Source organism: Pseudomonas sp. PDM21 (genome assembly GCF_014852505.2).
Classification (GTDB): Bacteria; Pseudomonadota; Gammaproteobacteria; order Pseudomonadales; family Pseudomonadaceae; genus Pseudomonas.
The window spans coordinates 1,265,820-1,286,714 of the sequence record NZ_CM181223.1 but is presented as its reverse complement, the minus strand read 5'-3'; the positions used below and the strand labels follow the sequence as shown (position 1 = coordinate 1,286,714).

16 protein-coding genes are annotated in these 20,895 nt (G+C 66.8%); 8 read left to right on the top strand and 8 right to left on the bottom strand.

The window, feature by feature from the left end:
- Window positions 1-185: 185 nt before the first annotated feature.
- From recD to IB275_RS06145, 4 genes are all read right to left on the bottom strand, one after another.
- On the bottom strand, window positions 186-2,210 hold the full coding sequence (recD, locus tag IB275_RS06160; RefSeq protein WP_192289870.1) for an exodeoxyribonuclease V subunit alpha: 2,025 nt from the start codon (window positions 2,208-2,210) through the stop codon (window positions 186-188).
- Window positions 2,207-5,881, bottom strand: coding sequence for an exodeoxyribonuclease V subunit beta (gene recB / locus IB275_RS06155; protein ID WP_192289872.1), 3,675 nt, complete (start codon window positions 5,879-5,881; stop codon window positions 2,207-2,209). The genes recD and recB overlap by 4 nt, the downstream gene beginning before the upstream one ends.
- Complete coding sequence (gene recC, locus IB275_RS06150) at window positions 5,878-9,345, bottom strand: exodeoxyribonuclease V subunit gamma (RefSeq protein WP_192289874.1); 3,468 nt, start codon at window positions 9,343-9,345, stop codon at window positions 5,878-5,880. The genes recB and recC overlap by 4 nt, the downstream gene beginning before the upstream one ends.
- Window positions 9,346-9,446: 101 nt before the next feature.
- Entirely contained in the window at window positions 9,447-10,277 is an 831-nt protein-coding gene (locus IB275_RS06145; protein ID WP_192289876.1) for a VirK/YbjX family protein, read from the bottom strand.
- A gap of 241 nt (window positions 10,278-10,518) precedes the next feature.
- Here IB275_RS06145 and ppk2 point away from each other — a divergent pair, with 241 nt between their 5' ends.
- Window positions 10,519-11,337 (top strand): polyphosphate kinase 2, encoded by an 819-nt coding sequence (ppk2, locus tag IB275_RS06140; RefSeq protein WP_081518169.1) that lies wholly within the window; start codon window positions 10,519-10,521, stop codon window positions 11,335-11,337.
- 270 nt (window positions 11,338-11,607) lie between these two features.
- A complete protein-coding gene (locus IB275_RS06135) occupies window positions 11,608-13,002 on the top strand; it encodes a cytochrome B6 (protein WP_192289877.1) in 1,395 nt (464 codons plus the stop codon).
- A gap of 93 nt (window positions 13,003-13,095) precedes the next feature.
- Here the strand turns inward: IB275_RS06135 and IB275_RS06130 are convergent, their stop codons facing one another.
- The gene (locus tag IB275_RS06130; RefSeq protein WP_192289879.1) at window positions 13,096-13,986 is read right to left on the bottom strand and encodes a LysR substrate-binding domain-containing protein; all 891 of its coding nucleotides are present in this window, start codon (window positions 13,984-13,986) and stop codon (window positions 13,096-13,098) included.
- Window positions 13,987-14,114: 128 nt separating this feature from the next.
- Between IB275_RS06130 and IB275_RS06125 the strand changes: the two genes are divergently transcribed.
- On the top strand, window positions 14,115-14,732 hold the full coding sequence (locus IB275_RS06125) for a glutathione S-transferase family protein (protein ID WP_192289881.1): 618 nt from the start codon (window positions 14,115-14,117) through the stop codon (window positions 14,730-14,732).
- A 13-nt stretch (window positions 14,733-14,745) separates the two neighbouring features.
- Here IB275_RS06125 and IB275_RS06120 read toward each other — a convergent pair whose 3' ends face one another.
- A complete protein-coding gene (locus IB275_RS06120) occupies window positions 14,746-15,948 on the bottom strand; it encodes an MFS transporter (RefSeq protein WP_192289883.1) in 1,203 nt (400 codons plus the stop codon).
- A 169-nt stretch (window positions 15,949-16,117) separates the two neighbouring features.
- Here IB275_RS06120 and IB275_RS06115 point away from each other — a divergent pair, with 169 nt between their 5' ends.
- A complete protein-coding gene (locus tag IB275_RS06115) occupies window positions 16,118-16,348 on the top strand; it encodes a DUF2789 domain-containing protein (protein ID WP_081517540.1) in 231 nt (76 codons plus the stop codon).
- Between the two features lie 45 nt (window positions 16,349-16,393).
- On the opposite strand, the gene IB275_RS06110 is transcribed toward IB275_RS06115, so the two are convergent.
- Window positions 16,394-16,669 (bottom strand): metal/formaldehyde-sensitive transcriptional repressor, encoded by a 276-nt coding sequence (locus tag IB275_RS06110; protein WP_024764116.1) that lies wholly within the window; start codon window positions 16,667-16,669, stop codon window positions 16,394-16,396.
- 60 nt (window positions 16,670-16,729) lie between these two features.
- Between IB275_RS06110 and dmeF the strand changes: the two genes are divergently transcribed.
- From dmeF to IB275_RS06095, 3 genes are all read left to right on the top strand, one after another.
- On the top strand, window positions 16,730-17,683 hold the full coding sequence (gene dmeF / locus IB275_RS06105; RefSeq protein WP_192289885.1) for a CDF family Co(II)/Ni(II) efflux transporter DmeF: 954 nt from the start codon (window positions 16,730-16,732) through the stop codon (window positions 17,681-17,683).
- Between the two features lie 98 nt (window positions 17,684-17,781).
- A complete protein-coding gene (locus IB275_RS06100; protein WP_192289887.1) occupies window positions 17,782-18,711 on the top strand; it encodes a pseudouridine synthase in 930 nt (309 codons plus the stop codon).
- A gap of 79 nt (window positions 18,712-18,790) precedes the next feature.
- Window positions 18,791-18,925 carry a hypothetical protein gene (locus IB275_RS06095; protein ID WP_017519380.1) on the top strand — a complete coding sequence of 45 codons (135 nt, stop codon included), beginning with the start codon at window positions 18,791-18,793 and terminating at the stop codon, window positions 18,923-18,925.
- A gap of 181 nt (window positions 18,926-19,106) precedes the next feature.
- Here IB275_RS06095 and IB275_RS06090 read toward each other — a convergent pair whose 3' ends face one another.
- A complete protein-coding gene (locus tag IB275_RS06090) occupies window positions 19,107-19,415 on the bottom strand; it encodes a PsiF family protein (RefSeq protein ID WP_045209676.1) in 309 nt (102 codons plus the stop codon).
- A 224-nt stretch (window positions 19,416-19,639) separates the two neighbouring features.
- Here IB275_RS06090 and IB275_RS06085 point away from each other — a divergent pair, with 224 nt between their 5' ends.
- A complete protein-coding gene (locus IB275_RS06085; protein WP_192289889.1) occupies window positions 19,640-20,716 on the top strand; it encodes a sigma-54 interaction domain-containing protein in 1,077 nt (358 codons plus the stop codon).
- The last annotated feature ends 179 nt before the right edge of the window (window positions 20,717-20,895 follow it).

Genomic DNA, 20,895 nt, shown 5'->3' with positions numbered 1-20,895 from the left:
TCGTCCGGCTGAGCGTCTATCTTCCTCGTCTGGGCGCTCGAATTTTTTCGACCCTTTGCAGGTGGTGAACGCCTGGCCAGTCCTCTTGCCCGCAAGGGGGGCCGGCAAAGCGGCGGGACAGAGCACCAGCGGCTCACCTGCCGCCATTCATCGGAGAGTTTCCCAGTGGGTTTGCAACTTTCCGGTCAGCCGCCGAGCAACCCGCTAGCCCGCTGCACCCGCCGCTCCGTCGCTGCCTCCAGCACCTGCCAGCCGCGCCCGGCGCTGGCCAGGGTGAACCGTTTGCGCGCGCGGGTGATGCCGGTGTAGACCAGCTCGCGGGTGAGGATGGGGTTGAGGCTGTCGGGCAGCAGCAGCGCGGCGTGGGTGAACTCTGAGCCCTGGGATTTGTGCACGGTCATGGCGAACACGGTTTCCACCGCCTGCAGACGGCTGGGCAGGATCCAGCGGATGGCGTCGGTGCCATCGCCCGCCGGGAAGGCCACGCGCGCCACCCAGCGCACCGAGCCGTCGTCGGCCGCCTGCGGCAGTGCCAGGGTGATGCCGATGTCGCCGTTCATCAGGCCCAGGCCGTAGTCGTTGCGGGTGACCAGCACCGGGCGGCCGGCAAACCAGCCGTTCGCCGAAGGGATCAAACCTTCGCGTTGCAGCAGGTCGCCGATCAGGCTGTTCAACCCCTCCACACCCCAGGGCCCGCGACGCAAGGCGCAGAGCAACTGGAACTGGCCGTGGGCTTCCAGCACCTGCCTGGCCCAGCCATCCAGCGCGGTCTGATCGGCGTTGTCCGCCGGGCGCGAACCGCTGACGACGCGCAGGTAGTGGGCGTAGCCGACCGGGCCGAACAGGTCGCCACCGCGCCCGCCATCGATCACCAGGTCACGCAGGCTGCGGGTTTCCTGGGCATCCACGGCAATGCGGGCGAGGTCCTCGTGCTGCGCCTTCCACACCTGGCGCAGGGCCGGGATATCGCCGGCGTTGACCGCTTCGGCCAACTGGCCGATGCCGCTGTCGGCGCTGAAGCGGTGGCTGTGGCGGAGCATGGCCACGGCTTGGTCGAGGTCGCTGCCGGAGGTGTCCAGCAGATTGGGGTCAATGGATTCGCCGGTCACCGCTTCCAGCCAGTCGCGGGTGGCCGGGCGGTAGTGGCCTTCACGGGCGCGGCTGCACAGCTCGCCGAGCACCGCGCCGGCTTCCACCGAGGCCAGCTGGTCCTTGTCACCGAGCAGGATCAGCCGTGCGCGCGGCGGCAGCGCGGCGAGCAGCGAGGCCATCATTTCCAGGTCGACCATCGAGGCTTCGTCCACCACCAGCAGCTCCAGCGCCAGCGGATTGCCGGCGTGGTGGCGGAACTGGCGGCTGTCCGGCCGGCTGCCGAGCAGGCGGTGCAGCGTGGTGACTTCCGTCGGGATCGCCTCGCGCGCGGCTTCGCCATTGGCCAACCCTGCGAGATCGAGGCGCTGCACGGCACCGGCGATGGATTCGTTCAGGCGCGCGGCGGCCTTGCCGGTGGGCGCGGCGAGGCGGATGCGCAGCGGTCTCCCGCCCTCTCCCAGCGCCAGGCTTTGCAGCAGGGCGAGCAGCTTGACCACGGTGGTGGTCTTGCCGGTGCCGGGGCCGCCGGTGACGATGCCGAAGGCATTGCCGGCAACCAGCGCGCAGGCGAGTTTTTGCCAGTCCGCCGGCGCGCCGGCTTTTTTCGGGAACAGCGCATCCAGCGCCTGACGTAGTTGGGCAGCGGGTAACCCGGCACGCAACGCATCGCCCTGCTGCAGGCGCTGGTCGATCCCGGTGCGCACTTCGCGCTCGTACTGCCAGTAGCGACGCAGATACAGACGACGTCCGGACAGCACCAACGGCGTATCGCCGGGGCCGTCGCCAACCAGTCGCGGATCACTCAGCACGGCACGCCAGGCGTTGAGGTCGAAGCCGTCCAGCAGTACACCGGGCAGCTCCGGCGCGTCCTTGGCCGAATCGCCTTCGGGCGGGAGGGACAGGGCGAAACGGCTGTCGGCCAGGGTCGCTTCCAGGTCAAGGCAGACGTGCCCGCGACCGAGCTGGTGACTGGCCAGCGCGGCGGCGAGGATCAGCAGCGGATTGGCGTCGGGCGAGCGCTCGACCAGGAAGATCGCGAAGGCGCGGTCCAGCTCGCGCAGCCAGCCGCGCTCGGCCCAGCGACCGATCAGTTCAAGCATCTGGGCGGTGCTCTTCATGCCGGCACCTCCGCGCGGAACAGGCGGTCCAGCTCGTCCATCAGTGCCTTCGGCGGGCGCTCCAGGTACATGCCCTGGGTCGCCGAGGAACTGCCGCGCAGGAACAGATACATCGCGCCTCCGATATGGCGGTCGTAGTCATAGTCGGGCAGGCGCGCCTGCAGCAGCCGGTGCAGGGCGAACAGATAGAGCGCGTACTGCAGGTCGTAGCGGTGCTCCAGCAGTGCCTCGCGCAGCGCGCTTTGCGTGTAGGCTTCGTCATCGGCACCCAGCCAGTTGGATTTGTAGTCGGCCACGTAGTAGCGGCCTTCGTGCTCGAACACCAGGTCGATGAAGCCCTTGAGCATGCCGTTGAGCAGGTTCGCCTGCAGTGTCGGTCGTGCCACGCCGCCGAGCGTATGGCGAGTCACGGCGGCGTCGAGGCGCTGGCTGTCGACATGGCGGGTGGAGAACCAGAACTCCATTTCCTTCTGGAAGGTAGTCAGCCCGGCGAGGCTGACCGGTGCCGCATCAGGCACGCGGAAGACCGTGCGCAGGTACTGCCCGAGCCAGCCGGTGAGCGGCTCGATCCACTCTTCCCAGCCGCGCACGGCGCAGCGCCGGGCGATCTGGTCGCGCAGCTGTTCTTCGTCGGCGTTGAAGCCTTCGTCGGCAGCCCACTCCAGCAGGCCGTGGAGGAAGCTGCCGGGATTCGCGCCGCGCGGGAAGGCGTGCAGGCTGAAGGGTGCGGGCACAGCTTCCAGCTCGCGGTGTTCTTCCAGGCTGCTTTCGCGCAGCAGGTCTTCGCCGGCGCTGATGGGTTCGTCGGCGGCCGGTGCGGGAGCGATCTCACTGTCGTCTTCGGTGGCCAGCGTCGCCAGCGCGGAATAGCTGGCGATCCACCATTTCTCAGCCACCCGGCGGCGCGGCTCGCGGGCCGCGCCCAGCTCGCCGGCCTGCAGGCCAACGAAAAGCTCAGTGCCGACTTCCGGCGCGGGTTCCAGGGCGATTTCCGTGTGATCAACCTGCAAGTCACTCAGACGCGCAGTCACGTCCTCGACGCTCAGCGCGTTGCCGCCGCCGAGCAGGTAGCCCATGGCGCCCTTGTGCAGTTCGGGGCTTTTACTGTTGCTCATCACCAGCGGCGCCATGCCCAGCCACACGGCGTGGCGCGCACGGGTCAGGGCCACGTAGAGCAGGCGCATGTCCTCGCTCAGGCGCTCGTCGTTGGCCAGCTGGAACGCGGCCTTGGCCAGCTCCTTGTCGCGGGACAGTTCGACTACTCGCGACTCGCCGGACTGGAAGCTCGGCGGCGTGCCGCTCTTGCCGTCCAGCTCGCGCCAGGTGCAGATGAAGGGCAGCAGTACCAGCGGGTATTCCAGGCCCTTGGACTTGTGGATGGTCACCACCTTGATCAGATCGGCGTCGCTCTCCAGGCGGAGAATTTCCTCGCTGGACGGGCTCTCCAGCTGCTCGGCAAGTACCCGCAGCAGCGCATGCTCGCCATCCAGCTCCACGGCCTCGCGCTGCAGCCACTCGGCCAGGTGCAGCAGGTTGGTGAGGCTGCGTTCGCCGTCGGTCTCGCGCAGCAGGCGCGCCGGCAAAGCGAAGTCGGCGAGCAGGCGGCGCAGCATCGGCAGCACGCCCTGCTGCTGCCAGAGCATGCGGTAGTCGCGGAAGCGCAGCACCATCTCCTCCCAGAAGCGTTCGTCCTGGTTCAGCCGCTCCAGGGTCGCCCAGTCCAGCGCCAGGCTGCGGGTCGCCAGGGCGATGCGCAGGGCACCATCGTCACCAGGATCGGCGCAGGCGCGCAGCCAGTGCAGCAGGTCGACGGCTTCGGGACTGTCGAATACCGAATCGCGGTCGGACAGGTAGACGCTGGCGAGCCGGCGTTTGGCCAACTCGCCGCGCACGGCTTCGGCTTCGCTGCGACCGCGCACGAGGATGGCGATATCCGCCGGGCGCAAGGCGCGCCATTGGCCATCGGCGTCGCGGAAACCGCTCTGCGCGGAGCTCAGCCAGCGCTGGATGGCACTCGCGCTGCGCTCGGCCATCTGCTGGCGGTACAGCGTGGAGCCGCAGACCTGGCCGTCGTTGTCCAGTTGCCAGAAGGTCATGGCCGGCGTTTCGCTGCCTTCAAGCAGCAGCGTCTCGTCACGGCCTCGCGCGTCGACATTGAGGAACGGCACCGGGTTTTCCTGGCCTTCCACCGCGAAGCGGAAGGCACCGCGCGGGTGGCCTTCGGCGAACAGGAAGCAGCGGTTGGCCGCCTTCACCATGGCCAGCGTGGAGCGGTAGTTGGTGCCCAGCGTGTAGTGCCGCCCGGCGGTGGCGGCACGGGCGCGCAGGTAGGTGTGGATGTCGGCGCCACGGAAGGCGTAGATCGCCTGCTTGGGGTCGCCGATCATGAACAGTCCGAGGCTCCTCGGGTTCTCGCCGATGCGGTAGACGCGCTCGAAGATGCGGTACTGCAGCGGGTCGGTGTCCTGGAATTCGTCGATCAGCGCGATGGGGAACTGCTCGCGGATGCGTTCGGCCAGGCGTTCGCCGCCGCTGCCGGCCAATGCGCGGTCGAGGCGCACCAGCAGGTCGTCGAAGCCCAGTTCGGCGCGCTTCTGTTTTTCCACTTCGAGGTTGTGCCGTACTTCGCCCAGGGCGTGCAGCAGCAGTTGCGGGGCGATCTCCGGGCGCTGCTCGGTACGCTCGACCCAGGCATCGATGGCCAGCAGCGCGGGGTGCTCCGGCACCGCGGCCTTGGCTTTCACCTTGATCCGCGTCTGGCCGAACTTGGCAAGATTCTCCGGCGCATCGGCGCCTTCGCTCCAGGCATCCAGCGCTTCGATCCAGCCGGCAAACACGGCGTCGTCATCCTTGCCGCGATAGCTGTTGCCGTTGAGGTCGCCGCGCAGGTTGCGCAGTAATTCGGCGACGCCTGAGCGATCCGCCGCCCAGGCTTCTCGGGCGCGGGTTTCGGCGGCGGCGAGTTCGTCGTAGAACTGCCCGGTGGCTTCCAGCAGCTCACTCAGCGAAACCGGAGCCGTCAATGGCTGATCGGCGTAGCGGAAGCCGGCCTCCTGCGCCGCCAGCAGCGGTTGCAGGGCGCGGGCCAGCGCTTCGGGGCCCGCGTAGCAATGGCGCACGGCATTGGCCGCCGCCACGCCCAGCGGGTAGAAGTTGCGTCGCCAGTAGTCGCGCACGGCCTCGGCGAGCAGTTCGCTCTGGTCCGCGGCAAGGTCCTGGGTGAACAGGCTGCCGCTGTCGAAGGCGTGCTCGCGCAGCATGCGGTAGCACCAGCTGTGGATGGTGGAGACGGCGGCTTCGTCCATCCATTCGGCGGCCAGCCGCAGCAGACGCGCACAGCCGGGCCAGCGCTCGGCGGCGTAGCTGTCGCGCAGCTTCACCAGCAGGCTGTCGTGCTTCTGCTCAGGCTCGGCGAAGCAGCGCGCGGCTTCGCCCAGGCGCGCGCGGATACGCTCGCGCAGTTCCTGGGTCGCGGCTTCGGTGAAGGTCACCACGAGGATTTCCGGCGGGCTCAATGGCCGGCCGAAGGCGGCCTGCTCGCCGCCGTGATCGAGCACCAAACGCACGTAGAGCAAGGCGATGGTGAAGGTCTTGCCGGTGCCGGCGCTCGCTTCGATCAGCCGGCTGCCATGCAGCGGGAACTCAAGAGGGTTGAGCTCGACGGCGCTCATTGTTCGGCCTCCTTGCGCTGCAGAATCGCGAACAGTGGCCCGTACAGTTTCTCCGCCCATGCAGCGAATTCCTCGCTGGCGTTGAGCGCGGCGAAGTCCGGATAGACCCGCGCCAGCGCCGCGGAGGACGCCGCCTCGCCGCTCAGGTTGAAGCCGCCGTCGTAGCGCTTGGCAGCTTCGCGGGCGGCACGCTCTTCGTCATCCCCGGCGGCCAGCCAGGCGAAAGCCGCCTTGCAGGCGACCGGCAGCGGGCGGCTCATGCCCTGGAACCAGGCCTCCAGCAGTGCATCCAGTTCAGCGCGGGCTTCCTGCACCGGCAGCGGCGGGAATTCCAGGGTGCCGGTCAAACCGACGAGCACGCTGGTGACCGGTTCGCCGCACAGCTGCAACGCGAGGTGGCGTACCCACGGGCGCACCAGCCCGTGCCATTTGTAGCCCTTGCCTTCATGCAGCTTGCCGCTGACCAGTTGCAGGCTGGCGAGCTGGCCACCGGCGTTGCGGCGCAGGCCGCCAAGCCAGTCAGTCAGGTGGATGCCGGCATGTTCGTGGTTGAACTCGCGCTGTTCGTCTTCCACCTGCGACCAGTGCTCCAGCTGTTCGCGGTAGCGCGCCAGCAGGTCGTGCAACGGTGCCACCAGCGCCTGGGCGGAGAAGTCACCGAAGGCCGCCAGCGGCAGCCGGCCTTCGCGGCGCAGGCGCTCGACCTGGGCGGTCAGTTGCGCCGCCAGTTGATCTTCCTGCCAGTGCTGCTCCACCCACGGGCGCAGGCGCTCGCAGAGTTCGAACTGCAGTTGCCAGATATCCAGTCCGTTCAGCTCGAAGGGTTCCTCGTCCTGGCCGGTCAGTTGCTCCTCGCCGAAGCGCACCTTGAGGCGCTGCAGGAAGAAGGCGCCGACCGGGTTGGCGAGGAAGTCCGAAACCACGCGCAGGCCGATGGGGGCGTCGAGCACCGGCGGCGACAGCGGCGCGTCGTTCGCCTCGCCCTCGTGCTCGCGGTGCACATCGCGCCACTCGCGGGCGTAGGTATAGAGGCCGTCGATGCCCTGCACCGAGGGCGCGTCGAAATAGGCGCGGCTGAAGGGTTGCAGAGGGTGCTCCAGGGTCAGTCCGTGCAGCAGGTCGCTGTCGTTGGCGCCGTGCCAGCCGGCAGCGAGGTGGTCGCGCAACTGGCCGACCAGCACGGACGGCGGGCGCTCGCTGTTATCGCGGATGCTCCGCCCAACCCAGCTGACGTAGAGCTGGCGGCGCGCGGAAAGCAGGGCTTCGAGCAGCAGATAGCGGTCGTCCTCGCGACGCGAACGGTCGCCGGGACGGTAGTCGTTGCGCATCAGGTCGAAGTCCAGCGGCGACTGCGGGCGCGGATAGTCACCGTCGTTCATGCCCAGCAGGCAGACCAGCTGGAAGGGAATCGCGCGCATCGGCATCAGGGTGCAGAAGCTCACCGCGCCAGCGAGGAAGCGCTGGTTCAGGCCGCCGGCATCCAGCCCGCTGAGCCAGGCCTCGCGCACCACAGAGAGCGGCAGCGGATCGTTGAAGCCGGCGTGGCCGCAGGTTTCCAGCCAGCCTTCAAGCAGGTCCAGCAGTTGCTGGCGGAGCAGTTCGTCGTGGTCGTCGGTGACCCGGAAGAAGTCTTCCAGCAGACTGCGCAGGCGTTGCACCCAGGTGGTCGGGTCAGCTTCCTCGGCAAGCAGTTCGCAGGCCTTTTCCAGCGCGCCGAGCAGCCCGGCCAGCGGGCCGAGGGCGGCGGCGTCGAGGCCGCCGATTTCCGCGTACGGCTGGATGCCCTGGAAGGCATCGCCCTCACCCACCGCGAAGCCCAGCAGCATGCGCCGCAGGCCGAAGCGCCAGCTGTTGGCCTCGGCGGCGGCGGGCAGGCCGAGACGTTCGCGCTGCTGGCCGTCGAGGCCCCAGCGCACACCGGCGCCATCGATCCAGCGGCGCAGCAGCGGCAGGTCGGCGTCGGCCAGGCCGAAGCGCGCGCGCACGGCGGCGACGTCCAGCAGGTCGAGGATTTCACTCACCGCGAAACGGCTGTCAGGCAGCCGTAGCAGGTGCTCCAGCGCCACCAGCAGCGGCTCGCGGCCGCGCTGTCCCTGGTCGGCCAGGGTGTAGGGGATGAAGCGTTTGTCGTCGCGGGCGATCTGGCCGAACACGGCTTCGATGTGCGGTGCGTAGGGGTTGATGTCCGGGACCATGACGATCACGTCGCGCGGGCGCAGCGTGGGGTCGGCGTCGAAGCGCGCGAGCAGTTGGTCGTGGAGGATTTCCACTTCGCGCTGGGCGCTGTGGGCGACGTGGAAACGCACCGAGTCGTCGGCCTGCGGGTCGACCGCGGGCCAGTGTTCGCGGGTCTCGTTGATCGGCCGCAGTTCGAGGATGTCGTCCTGCAACTGGCCGAGCAGGCTGCCCGGCTCCACTTCGCTGAACAGGTCGATGCGCCCGTTGCTCACTGCCCCCAGACGCGCGCGGTAGCTTTCCGGATCGTCGTACTGGTCGAGCAGGTTGATGTAGTCGCGGCCCTGCTTGCCCCAGGCGGCCAGCAGCGGCTGGGCGTACTGGTGCTGCTGGTCGTCGCTGAGCAGCTCCGGTGTGCCAGCGCGGCGGCGCTGGCGACGGTATTCGTGGCGCAGCAGGTCCTTGTCGGCAACGATGTCGGCCCAGTGGTGGCGGCACGGGTTGTGTACGCAGAGCAGCACCTGGGCGTGGCGCGCCAGCACGGCGAGGGCTTCCACCGTCTGCGCAGGCATGGCGGAGATGCCGAACACCACCACGCGGCGCGGCAGGTTGGGCAGCAGGGTGTCGGCGCCCTTCAGCTTCTCGATGAAGCGCCCGTGTACGCCGGCCCGGCTGGTGGCCAGGCCTTCGTGGCCGACATCGTCGAGCAGCGCGCGCCACAGGGCGGCCTGCCAGCGGTTGTCGGCCTCCAGCTCGCGTACTGTGCCATTGGCCAGGCGCAGCTGATCGACACCTCGGCTCCAGTCCTCCAGCCAGTCGGCACGGTAGACCTGATACTGGTCGAACAGGTCGGCCAGGCGCTCGGCCAGTTGGTGGCGCTTGCGCAGGTCGGCGTCGTCGGCGAGGAAGCGTTGCAGGGTGGCGAACTCGTCGCGTTCCAGCAACGTCGGCAGGAGGCGCATCAGGCGCCAGGTCAGCGGGCCCTTGTCGAGCACCGACACTTCGGGGATTTCATCGCGGCCCAGCGCTCCCCGATAGGCGCGCCAGAGGAATTGCGCGGGCAGTTGCACGTCCAGTGCGGCAGTGACACCGCAGCCGCCCTCTTCCACGTCGCGCCCCAGCGCCAGCTTCAGCCACTGGGCGATGCCGTTACTCTGCACCAGGATGACTTCGTTCTCCAGCGGTGCCAGCGGGTGCAGGCTCATCCACTGCACCAGCAGGTCGCGCAGCGCTTCCGGATGGTTGCCGTGGATCACCATCAGGCCGGGGGTCAATCGCTGCTCGCTCATCGTGTCTCCTGGTGCGGAGCGGGCAACTGGGAGCGCCCGCCGGGGATGAGGGGCATTTCACCAAAAAAGCGGGCGGGCAGGGCAGTTTTTTGCAGCGCCGATCAGGCGGCGACGGCACCCTGCTCCCAGACTTTGCGGATGGAGCAGGCGATCTCCTCGCGAAGGGCTTCGCGGCGGCGAAACTCGCTGCGCCGCTGGCTCTTCACCTCAGCGATGTCGCGCACCGGTTCGCGCGCAGGCAGGCGGTACCAGTAGCGGCCGTGGCGGTTGGCCTGGGACTCTCGCCAGAAGGCGTCGTAGCTGGACTTGAGCTTGTGCGAACAGGTGTGTGCGGAGTCACTGATGCCCAGCAACTGGCGGCCGCCCATCTGCTCGCCCAGCGTGTAAAGAGCGGTGAGCAGGAGGCTCTTGGGACGCAGGCCGAACATTTCCTTGCCCAGCCATTTGACGGTGCCTTCATCCATCGTCGTGCGAGGCCCCTGTAGCCCACCGATCAGCAGCTGGTCATTCTTCCCGAGGGTGAAACTCAGCGAGTACAGGCGCTCGCCGGCACCATTGCGCAGGTACAGACCCAGCTCTCCCTCACGGCAGAAGTCCGAGGGTTCCAGCAGCACGTCCAGCACATCGCCGCTTTTCAGGGGGACCTGGCTCAGATGCACCGGCCCCAAGGCCAGCAACCTGTCTCTCCAGACGCAGGGCAGGCAATCCACCTGCGAATAGTGCTCCAGCAGCGCAGCGAGCCGGCGCCGGACGCTCCAGTGACGGCACAGGTACTTTCGCCAGTGCTTCTGGGCGGGCGGCAAGCCATTCCGGTAGGGCTCCGACAGCACCGGCATGCGCTGGATACAGCGCGACCAGCGCCAGTGCAGGAGGGGGAACAGGGTGGCGGCCAGCGCACGCTGGCCGGTCTTGCGAATGGTTTTCCAGCGCATGAGTCAGAGGGGTCCGTTGCGGGATGAAGCGGCGCACTCCTGCGCACGCGAATGAAAAGCGCGTCAGTGTGGTCGTGAACGTCCCGGTGGGGGATCGGCTCCCCCGCCGCCGTGCTGAGTGATCTTTCCGATCAGCTCACAGCAAAGTCCGACGCGCATCGGGTCGCTTTCGCAGATGCTCGATGGCAATCCACCGCTATGCTCTGGAGTGGCACCCCGACGCCCCGACATGGAGACCAAGATGGGCAAGAAGAGCAAAGCCAAGAGTCAGGCTGTAGAACCGCAAGGCAAGATGAAGAACAGCGAGTACGAGGAACACCTGCGCAAGCTGTCCGTGGAACTGGTCAAGCTGCAGGAATGGGTGGTGCACAAGGGTCTGAAGGTCTGCATCGTTTTCGAAGGTCGCGACGGTGCCGGCAAGGGCGGCACCATCAAGGCGCTCACCGAGCGCGTCAGCCCGCGAGTATTCCGGGTGGTGGCGCTGCCCACGCCCACCGAGCGCGAGAAGTCGCAGCTCTACGCCCAGCGCTACATCAAGCACCTGCCCTCAGCCGGCGAGGTGGTGATCTTCGATCGCAGCTGGTACAACCGCGCCGGCGTCGAGCGGGTGATGGGCTTCTGTACCGAAGAGCAGGCCGACAAGTTCCTCGCCGTGACCCCGATGTTCGAGCGCATGCTCACCGAGTCGGGGATCATCGTGCTGAAGTTCTGGCTGGAGGTCAGCCCCGAGGAGCAGGAACGCCGCCTGAGGGACCGCATCACCGACGGCCGCAAGATCTGGAAGCTGTCGCCGATGGACGTGAAGTCCTTTACCAAGTGGGACGAATACACCCGCGCCCGCGACCTGATGTTCGCCGCTACCGACTCGCCCTGGGCACCCTGGATCGTGGCACCGTCCGAGGACAAGAAGCGCGTGCGCCTGAACGTCATCAAGCACATCCTCAAGCACGTGCCGTACAAGGAAATCCCGCGCGAAGAAGTGAAGCTGCCCAAGCGCGGCAGGATCGGCAAGTACAAGAGCCCGGACTATCCGTTCCACTACATCGACGAGGTCTTCTGAGGCCAACCGGGCCGGCACCCGCCGGCCCCGGATCGATTTGCGCTAAGCGCATCGCTTGCCTGAAACCCGCACGTCTATAGGCAGCCAGGGGCCAGCATCCGCGAGCTCCCTGGCCACGCCCGCTGCGACCGCCCATCCGGATTTCCGACAGTATTCCTCAATCGACGCCATAGGCCACGCCTATTTGCTGGCGCCAGAGCCCTGACCTAGGCCTGTGCCTGCGATGTACGCCGTGACTTTCCGCGACAACAACGAAGAAGAGGAAGGCTGATGAACACGCCAGTACGGAACCGACGGAGCCTGATCGCCCTGTCGATGGCCATGGCCCTGCACAGCGGGGCGGCGGGCGCCGAAGAGAAACTCCCGTCCAGTTACGCCCCGACTCAGACCGACGATTTCGCCAGCGTGATGAAGCGCATGACGGCGGAGAAACCGAAGATCGCGCAAGCCCACAAGAGCCTGCTCGAACAACGCTACGACCTCGCCGACAAGCCGGCCAAGGGCGCGACCATGTCGCGCGGAAAGCCGGTGCAGGAAGGCGTACGGGTGAAGCTTCCCGAAGGCACCAGTTGGGACGACCTGGCGAAACGCTCACCCGATGAAATCCGCGAGAAGGGACTGTTCCCCGGCGGCTTCCTGCCGCTGCCGCATCCCAACCATCCCGAGGGTGGGATGGTCTTCCCGCACTTCCTCATCGAGGAGATCAACCAGCAGGAAAAACGCGACCTGACCCGCTTCGACCTGGACTTCGACCTGCCCGACCACTTTCTCCCGGAATTCCCAGCGCCGATCTACCTGACCACCCGGCCGGACCTGGGTGACGTATCCAAGGGCAAGCAGATCACCCTGTTCAACTACTACGAGACCTTCGCCGGCATCCTCAACCCGAAACAGCTCGAAGGTCTCCGCCTGCTGCTCACGCCCTTCGCCCAGCAGCAGTTCAACCAGACCGATGATCGCCGCAGCGCGTTGCCCAGCCGGGGCGTGGCCTGTTTCGACTGCCACGCCAACGGCCACACCAACGCCGCCACGCACCTGGCTGGAGACGCGCGGCCGCAGGCGTTCCGCCACCGCATCGATACGCCGTCACTGCGCGGGGTGAACGTACAGCGGCTGTTCGGCTCGCAGCGGGCTCTGAAGACGGTGGAGGATTTCACCGAGTTCGAGCAGCGCGCCGCCTACTTCGACGGCGACCCGGTGATCGCCACCAAGAAGGGGGTGAACATCCTCGATCGTGGCAGCCAGGTACATTTCATGGGTGAGTTCCAGGCACTGCTGGACTTCCCGCCGGCGCCCAAGCTGGACGTGGAGGGCAAGCTGATTCCGGGCAAGGCCAGCGAGCAGGAACTGCGCGGCGAGAAGCTGTTCTACGGCAAGGCCGCCTGCGCCGGCTGCCACACCCCGCCCTACTTCACCGACAACCTGATGCATAACCTCAAGACCGAGCGCTTCTTCAAGCCCAGGGAGGACAACGGCGTGATGGCGGTGGGTGACGGGCCGATCAAGACTTTCCCTCTGCGCGGCATCAAGGACTCGCCGCCGTACCTGCATGACGATCGCCTGCTGACGCTGGACGACACTGTGGAATTCTTCAATCTGGTACTGGAGCGCAAGCTGAATCAGGAAGAGAAGGCAGACCTGGTGGCTTACCTGAGGACGCTCTAGCGGCATGACCTTCGCAGGCGCGGACTCCGTCCGCGATGGTGTCCGGCGCGAAGCGGGCCTATCGCGGACAAAGTCCGCTCCTATCCGCCCACCTCACTCGATCGCTTTCAGGTAACGCCCGACTTCCCCCGAGAGCCACCCGGCAAATGCTGCCACCTTGGCCTGGGTTGCCTCGCGCTCGGGCCACACCAGCCAGTAGGGGAAGCCGTACGGTACGCGCAGATCGCTGAGCGCCACCAACTCGCCGCTTTCCAGCGCGCCGGCCACCAGGCTACGCCGCTCCAGACCGACTCCCTGCCCCATGCGCACCGCCTCGATGCTCAGGTTGGAGTCATTCACCACGAACTCCGCCGCTTCCTGCGGCACCGCCACGCCAGCCGCCTGGCACCAGCCCAGCCAGGATTCGAAGCCGGTAATGCGCGGGCAGCGGAGGATCTCTTCCGGGCTGCCGGGCAACTGCCCGCCGTTGAAGTCCGGCGCAGCGACGACCACCACCTCATCCTCGAACAGGTATTCCTGCGCCAACCCTTCCCAGTGTCCCTGGCCGATGCGGATCGCCACGTCGGCCAGGCCCTGGCGCAGGTCCATCACTTCCAGGCTGGCCAGCAGGCGCAGGCGGTACTGTGGATAAGATGCGCGGAAGCCCGGCAGGCGCGGCAGCAGCCACTTCTGGCCGAAGGACGGAGTGAGCGCCACCACCAGCTCATCCTCGCCCGGACGCGCCTTCGCCAGGCGGGTAGCCTCGGCGATATCGCGCAGCGCGCCACGAATCTGCAGGGCATACAGGCGGCCCTCCTCGCTCAGGCGCAATCCCCGCCCCTCGCGCTGCAGCAGGGTGACGCCCAGCAGGCTTTCCAGCTGGCGCACCTGCTGGCTGATGGCCGAATGTGTGACGTGCAGTTCGCTGGCGGCGAGGGTCACGCTGCCGAGCCGGGCAACGGCCTCGAAACTGCGCAGGGCGGAGAGCGGTGGCAATGCGCTCATGTAAGCTTTCCTAACCTAATTGGTCACTAATCGTCGCTATTTACCAGCGACCAAAGCCGCTAGATTCATGGCCAGCGCGCGGACAACCGCGCTAGCCACGATGCAATTTCTACTAACAGGATGCACCCATGCAACAGAAGCTTCCGCACCTGATCGGCATGCTCGACTCGCCCTACGTGCGCCGCGTCGCCATTACCCTGCGTCTGCTCGGCATCGAATTCAGCCATCAGTCGCTGTCGGTGTTCCGTACCTACGAGGAGTTCCGCGGCATCAACCCGGTGGTGAAGGCGCCGAGTCTGGTACTGGGCGACGGCCAGGTGCTGATGGATTCCACCCTGATTATCGACTGCTTCGAACACCTGGCCGGGCGCAGCCTGATGCCCGCCGAGCCGGCCGCGCGGATGCGCGCCACACGCCTGCTGGGCCTGGCCCTGGCGGTCATGGAAAAGGCGGTGCAGCGCTACTACGAGCAGCAGCGCCCGCAGGACAAGCAACTGGACACCTGGCAGGAGCGCGTCGACCAGCAACTGCACGCGGCCCTGGCGCAACTGGAAAGCGAACTGCGCGAGATGTCGCTGGACGCCGGCGCGCCGCTGGACCAGGCCGGGCTGAGCATCGCCGTGGCCTGGACCTTCGTGCAGCTGCTGCACTCCGAAGACATTCCGGCGGACAGCTACCCGGCGGTGCGCGACTGGGCAGAACAGGCCGAAGCGCTGGACGCCTTCAAGGCGTTTCCGCCGGTGTGAAACCCCGCTCAGCTCAATCCCTGGGCAACTCCTCGTGCTGCTGCCGGGTGAAGCGCAGCAGGCCGAAGCAAATGACGAAGCCGCAGAGCGCCAGCCCGGCGGCAACCAGGAAGATCGACGCATAGCCATGTCGGGCGGCAACCAGCCCCATCAGCGGGCCGGCGATACCCATCGCCAGGTCGAAGAACAGCGCGTAGGCACCCAGCCCCGCACTGCGACTGCTGGCCGGGATGCGCAACACCGCCTCGACGCCCAGCGACGGATAGACCAGCGACAGGCCGCAACCGGTGAGCGCCGCGCCCAGCAGCGCAAAACCCGGCCCCGGCGCCTGCCAGAGCAGCAGCAGGCCGAAGACCTCAACACCCAGGCAGACCACCGCGACGGCGAAACCGCCGAAGCGATTGACCATGCCAGAGAAGATCAGCCGCGCGCCGACGAAGCAGACGCCGAAGGCCGTCAGGCACCAGGCCGGGTTTGCCCAGCCCTGACTGCCGTAATAGAGGGTGATGAAGGTCGCCAGGGTGCCGAAGCCGATGGAGCCGAGCATCACGCACATACCGTAGGGCAGCACGCGGCCGAGCACGGCATGGAAGGCCATGCGCACGCCCGGAATAGTCGGCACCTCCTCCCGACTTCGGGCTGCCAGCCAGCCCATCGCGGTGAGTACCAGGATACTCACCCCCAGGCTCCACAGGCCCAGCGAGGCCGACATGGTGACTCCCAGCGGTGCCCCGATGGCGATGCCGCCGTAGCTAACGATACCGTTCCAGGAAATCACCTTGGCGGTGTTCTGCGTGCCCACCAGCGCAATACCCCAGCTCGCCGTACCAATTCCCAGCAACCCCTGCGCCAGGCCGAAGAGCAGACGGCTGCCGAGCAGCAAGGTCAGGCTCAGCCAGGTCACGGACTCGAAGCTGGTGGACGCCAGCACCAGCACACCGCCGGCGCCCAGAACACCCAGGCCGTAGAGCACGGCGCGCTTGGCTCCGTAGCTGTCGGCCACGTAGCCCGCCAGCGGGCGGGACAGCAGGGTGGCGATGTACTGCAGGCCGATCACCACGCCGGCGATCACCGTCGAGTAGCCCAGGCCTTCGTGGACGAAGCCGGGCAGCACCGGCAGCAGCAGGCCGATGCTCAGGAAGAGGACGAAGGTAAAGAAGACGGTCGCGAGGATGCGCAGGGTGACGGAGGCAGTTCGCTGCTCGGACGAGCTCATGGACGGGCCTGACGGTGGGTGGCGGAGCGTGTGCGGGGACGATTGAAAGCAGGCTATCTATTTCCGCCCCGATTGCCAATCCGAACCTTGCTCGCCGGCCGATGCTCCTATAGTTGTTCCATTGCTGCGCGCCGTGGCGGCGCGCTCCACTTCAACCCAGGAGATCGTCATGGATACCAGCCAGCACAGCCTGAGCGCCCTGTTCAAGCAACTGGGCCTGCCCGACGGGCGCAAGGACATCGATACCTTCCTCGGCAGCCACCGCCTCGCCGAGGGCCAGAAACTGCCGGACGCGCCGTTCTGGAACGCCGCCCAGTCGCAGTTCCTGCGCGAGGCGCTGCAGCAGGATTCGGACTGGACCGAAGAAGCCGACGAGCTGGCGGTGCGGCTGTCCAACTGATGGAGCAGCTTCGGCTGCTCTACTTCAAACACCGCGGCGGCGGCCCTATTTCAAATAGGAGCGCAGCACGCCCATGACCTGTTCGAGGTCCTCGTGGCGCTGCGCCGCGGTACGGTCCTCGGCACCCAGGTGGTCGCGCAGGTGGCCTTCGAGCACCTCGGCCATCAGGCCGTTCACCGCGCCACGGATGGCGGCGATCTGCTGCAGGATCGCCGCACATTCGCTACCCGCCTCCAGCGCCCGTTCCAATGCTTCGCTCTGGCCCTTGATGCGCCGCACCCGGGTCAGCAGCTTCTTCTGGTCCTTGATGGTATGTCCCACGTCAAAACTCCAAAGGTATACTGGGGTATAGTATCCAGACTGATCCTGTGGACCATCATCATGCAGCACGCCGCCCACCCGCAAGACGGTCGCCACGACCACCAGTTCCACGAAGGCAATCCCCTGGCCGAACGCAACACCCTGCGCGCCGCGCTGCTTACCGTCGTGATGATGGTGGTGGAGATCGCCGGCGGCTGGATCTTCAACTCCATGGCGCTGCTCGCCGACGGCTGGCACATGAGTTCTCACGCCCTGGCGCTGGGGCTGGCGTTCTTCGCCTACGTGGCGGCGCGGCGCTTCAAGGGCGACGCGCGCTTCGCCTTCGGTACCTTCAAGATCGAGATTCTCGCCAGCTACACCAGCGCCATCCTGTTGCTGGGCGTGGCGGCGCTGATGATGTTCGAGTCCGTCGCCCGGCTGCTCTCCCCTTCGCCGATCCATTACCAGCAGGCCATCGCCATCGCGGTCATCGGTCTGCTGGTGAACCTGGCCTGCGCCTGGCTGCTGCGCGGCGAGCACCACCATGGCCACGATCACCCTCATGGACATGACCACCACCACGGCCATGACCATCACGACCATGGTCACGACCTGAACCTGCGCGCCGCCTACCTCCACGTGCTGGCCGACGCCGCCACCTCGGTGGCCGCGATCATCGCCCTGATCGGCGGCCTGATCTGGGGTGCCGCCTGGCTCGACCCGATAATGGGCATGGTCGGCGCCGTGCTGGTGGCCGTCTGGTCGGTCGGCCTGCTCAAGCAGAGTGGCCGGGTGCTGCTGGATGCGGAGATGAACGACCCGGTGGTGGAGGAAATCCGCGAGGTGGTCGCCGAGCTGCCCAATCCGGCGCGCATCACCGACCTGCACCTGTGGCGCGTGGGCAAGTCGCGCTACGCCTGCATCCTCAGCCTCGCCAGCAGCGGCAACCTGACGCCCGAGCTGGTGCGCCAGCGCCTGCAGATCCACGAAGAGCTGGCGCACATCACCGTGGAGATCAACCCGATCCCCGCCTGAGGACGGCCCATAAAAAGACCGGAAGTCGTGGCGGCTTTGACGGCCGCCACGCCGCTGCGGCCTAATGCGCAGCCTGTCGAACCCGGTCGCCTGCCCGCATGTCCAGCTCTCGCTTCTCCACCGCCCAGCAACGCGCCAGCATCCTGCACCTGCCCGCCGGCCCCTGGACGACGGTGCTCGACTGCCTGTGCGCGCGCTTCCCGGCGATCAGCCGCGACACCTGGCTGGACCGCATGGCGCGCGGCAAGGTGCTGGACAACGACGGCCAACCCGTCGGCCCCGAGCATCCCTACCACGAAGCACTGCGCATCCACTACTTCCGCGAAGTGCCGCAGGAAACACCGATCCCCTTCCAGGAACGCATCCTGTATGCCGACGATCACCTGGTGGTGGCGGACAAGCCTCACTTCCTGCCGGTGACGCCTGCGGGCCAGTACGTCGAGGAAACCCTCCTCGCCCGCCTCAGCAAGCGCCTGGACAACCCGCAGCTGGTGCCGCTGCACCGCATCGACCGGCTCACTGCCGGGCTGGTGCTGTTCTCCGCCAACCCGGACAACCGCGATGCCTACCAGGCGCTGTTCCGCGAGCGGCGCATCCACAAGATGTACGAAGCCATCGCCCCGGCGCTGCGACAACGGGATTTCCCGCTGGTGCATCGCTCGCGAATGGTCGAGGGCGATCCCTTCATCCGTATGCAGGAAGTGGACGGTGAGCCCAACAGCGAAACGCGCATCGAGGTGCTGGAACAGCGCGGCGAGCTGTGGCGCTATGGCTTGCATCCGGTGTCGGGCAAACGTCACCAGTTGCGCGTGCACATGTCGGGCCTGGGCGCGGCACTGTGCTTCGATCCGCTCTACCCGACGCTGCCGCCGCGCGGCGAGCGACCGCCGGAAGACTTCGACAAGCCGCTGAAGCTGCTGGCCAGGCAACTGGCGTTCGTCGACCCGGTCACCGGCGAGGCGCGGCATTTCAGGAGCCAGCTGGAACTGACCTGGCCTTCCATCAATTTCATCGATGGTCACCCTTAAGACGATCCATTTCCGTCGATAGTGGCCCGGGTGTTTTCATAGCTCCACCCCAAGGAGAGAAAGCATCGGGAGCCCGATCATGAGCTACAGCGCCAAGTCCTTTTCCGCCCTCGTCAACGCCCTGCGTGCCGACGGCATCACCCGTCCCGAACAGATGGCCCGCCAGCCCTTCCGTAATGCCCAGGGCTTCTGGTCCGCGGTGGCCAAGAAATGAACCTCGTGCGGCGACTCCCGCCTGCGCTGCGCATGGATGCGGTGATCGTCCTCTACGCCCTGGCCGCGGCCTGGCTGGTCTTCTCGGGCCTGTAATGGCGGACCGGTGAAAAAGACCCAATGAAAAGGGCAGCCACGGCTGCCCTTTTTCGTTTCCCGCGCGGCCCTGCCGCGCTCCATCCTCACTTCTTCAGACAGGTGCTCATGAACGCCTTGCGTTCATCACCCTTGAGCGCCTTCTTCGTCGCATCGGCATTGCAGGTCTTCATCTTTTCCTGCTGCGCCGTCGTCGCCTTGGTTTCGCCCCCGCCCGCCTTCAGGCAGGTGCTCATGAACGCCTTGCGCTCATCACCCTTGAGCGCCTTGGTGGTGGCGTCGGCGTTACAGGTTTTCATCTTCTCCTGCTGCGCGGTCTGCGCGGCGGTAGCGGCAAAGCCTTGCGCCGAAAAAAGCAGAGCCAGGACGAGCAGCGGAATCCGAACGGTGGTCATGGAGTGGTCTCCCAGGATGGAATTGCCACTCTGAGCGTAGCTCGCAGCCCAGCATTCGCGAGGGCTGCGCCACGATGCTGCACTTCGTCCCGCCCGGCCCGTGATGGCTTGCGCGAGGCGAAAAATAAAAATAGTTATATATAAATTCGAATTGATAATTTTTTGAAATATCAAAAATACCGCAGTATGGCGCTGCCACCCATTCGGTACACCAGGAACCTGCCATGTCGCTGTTGACCCTTCCCAATGCCCGCGAGCAAACCAAGTCGGTCCGCGCCACGGTGCTGGTGTTCAAGGACCCGCGCTCGCAGGATCTGCTCAACCGTATCGAGCGCCTGGCTCCTAGCGAGGCCAACGCATTGATCATCGGCGAGACCGGTACCGGCAAGGAGCTGGTCGCGCGGCATATCCACAAGCTCAGCCGCCGCAGTGGCGCGCCCTTCGTGGCGGTGAACTGCGGCGCGTTCTCCGAGACGCTGGTGGAAAGCGAGCTTTTCGGCCACGAAAAAGGCGCCTATACCGGTGCCACCAGCAGCAAGGCCGGCTGGTTCGAGGCTGCCAATGGCGGCACCCTGTTCCTTGACGAAATCGGCGACCTGCCGTTGAACATGCAGGTGAAATTGCTGCGCGTGCTGCAGGAGCGCGAAGTCGTGCGCCTCGGCTCGCGCACACCGGTGCCGATCAACGTGCGGGTGGTCGCCGCCACCAACGTCAACCTGGCCGACGCGGTGGTGGCCGGGCACTTCCGCGAAGACCTGTTCTACCGCCTGCACGTCGCCACCATCCGCCTGCCCCCGCTGCGCGAGCGCCCCGGCGACATCCTGCCGCTCGCCGAATTTTTCCTGGAAGAGCACTGCCAGCGCCTGGGCTACAACCGCGCGGCCCTGAGCCCCGAGGCCGAGCGCAAGCTGCTGGGGCACACCTGGCCGGGCAACATCCGCGAACTGGAGAACGCCATCCACCACGCTCTGCTGGTGTGCCGCAACCAGCAGGTGCAGCCGGGCGACCTGCAGCTCGCCGAGCTGCCGTCCGCGCCTCGCCACGACTCGCTGCGCCACGAAACCTTCCCCCACGCCCTGGCTCCCCGCGTCGAGGCCACCCTGGAGCAGGCGCTGCTGGAGCTGTTCGAAAGCAACAAGCCCGACCTCTACGAGCACGTCGAGGAAGTGCTGTTCCGCACCGCCTACCACTTCTGCCATGGCAACCAGCTGCAGACCGGCCGCTTGCTGGGCATCAGCCGCAACATCGTCCGCGCCCGCCTGGAAAAGATCGGTGAACTGAGCCTCAGCCGCACCGGCTGAGGTGAGTTCAGCCCGCGCCAGCAGCGGGCTGAAACCGTCCGTCGGCGATCCCCGTCCGGCCTCCCCCCGCGAAAGGTTATAATCCGCGCCGTTTGTGCAGCCGGCACGCCAGTGCAAGCTGAGCGTCTACACTTCCAGGGCGTCGCCCAGGCGGGACGTCGACAGCCAGCGAACGGCCC

Bases quoted from the DNA above. Each gene is read 5' to 3' on its own strand.
- recD (WP_192289870.1), bottom strand. From the start codon at position 2,210: ATGAAGAGCACCGCCCAGATGCTTGAACTGATCGGTCGCTGGGCCGAG.
- recB (WP_192289872.1), bottom strand. From the start codon at position 5,881: ATGAGCGCCGTCGAGCTCAACCCTCTTGAGTTCCCGCTGCATGGCAGC.
- recC (WP_192289874.1), bottom strand. From the start codon at position 9,345: ATGAGCGAGCAGCGATTGACCCCCGGCCTGATGGTGATCCACGGCAAC.
- IB275_RS06145 (WP_192289876.1), bottom strand. From the start codon at position 10,277: ATGCGCTGGAAAACCATTCGCAAGACCGGCCAGCGTGCGCTGGCCGCC.
- ppk2 (WP_081518169.1), top strand. From the start codon at position 10,519: ATGGGCAAGAAGAGCAAAGCCAAGAGTCAGGCTGTAGAACCGCAAGGC.
- IB275_RS06135 (WP_192289877.1), top strand. From the start codon at position 11,608: ATGAACACGCCAGTACGGAACCGACGGAGCCTGATCGCCCTGTCGATG.
- IB275_RS06130 (WP_192289879.1), bottom strand. From the start codon at position 13,986: ATGAGCGCATTGCCACCGCTCTCCGCCCTGCGCAGTTTCGAGGCCGTT.
- IB275_RS06125 (WP_192289881.1), top strand. From the start codon at position 14,115: ATGCAACAGAAGCTTCCGCACCTGATCGGCATGCTCGACTCGCCCTAC.
- IB275_RS06120 (WP_192289883.1), bottom strand. From the start codon at position 15,948: ATGAGCTCGTCCGAGCAGCGAACTGCCTCCGTCACCCTGCGCATCCTC.
- IB275_RS06115 (WP_081517540.1), top strand. From the start codon at position 16,118: ATGGATACCAGCCAGCACAGCCTGAGCGCCCTGTTCAAGCAACTGGGC.
- dmeF (WP_192289885.1), top strand. From the start codon at position 16,730: ATGCAGCACGCCGCCCACCCGCAAGACGGTCGCCACGACCACCAGTTC.
- IB275_RS06100 (WP_192289887.1), top strand. From the start codon at position 17,782: ATGTCCAGCTCTCGCTTCTCCACCGCCCAGCAACGCGCCAGCATCCTG.
- IB275_RS06095 (WP_017519380.1), top strand. From the start codon at position 18,791: ATGAGCTACAGCGCCAAGTCCTTTTCCGCCCTCGTCAACGCCCTGCGT.
- IB275_RS06090 (WP_045209676.1), bottom strand. From the start codon at position 19,415: ATGACCACCGTTCGGATTCCGCTGCTCGTCCTGGCTCTGCTTTTTTCG.
- IB275_RS06085 (WP_192289889.1), top strand. From the start codon at position 19,640: ATGTCGCTGTTGACCCTTCCCAATGCCCGCGAGCAAACCAAGTCGGTC.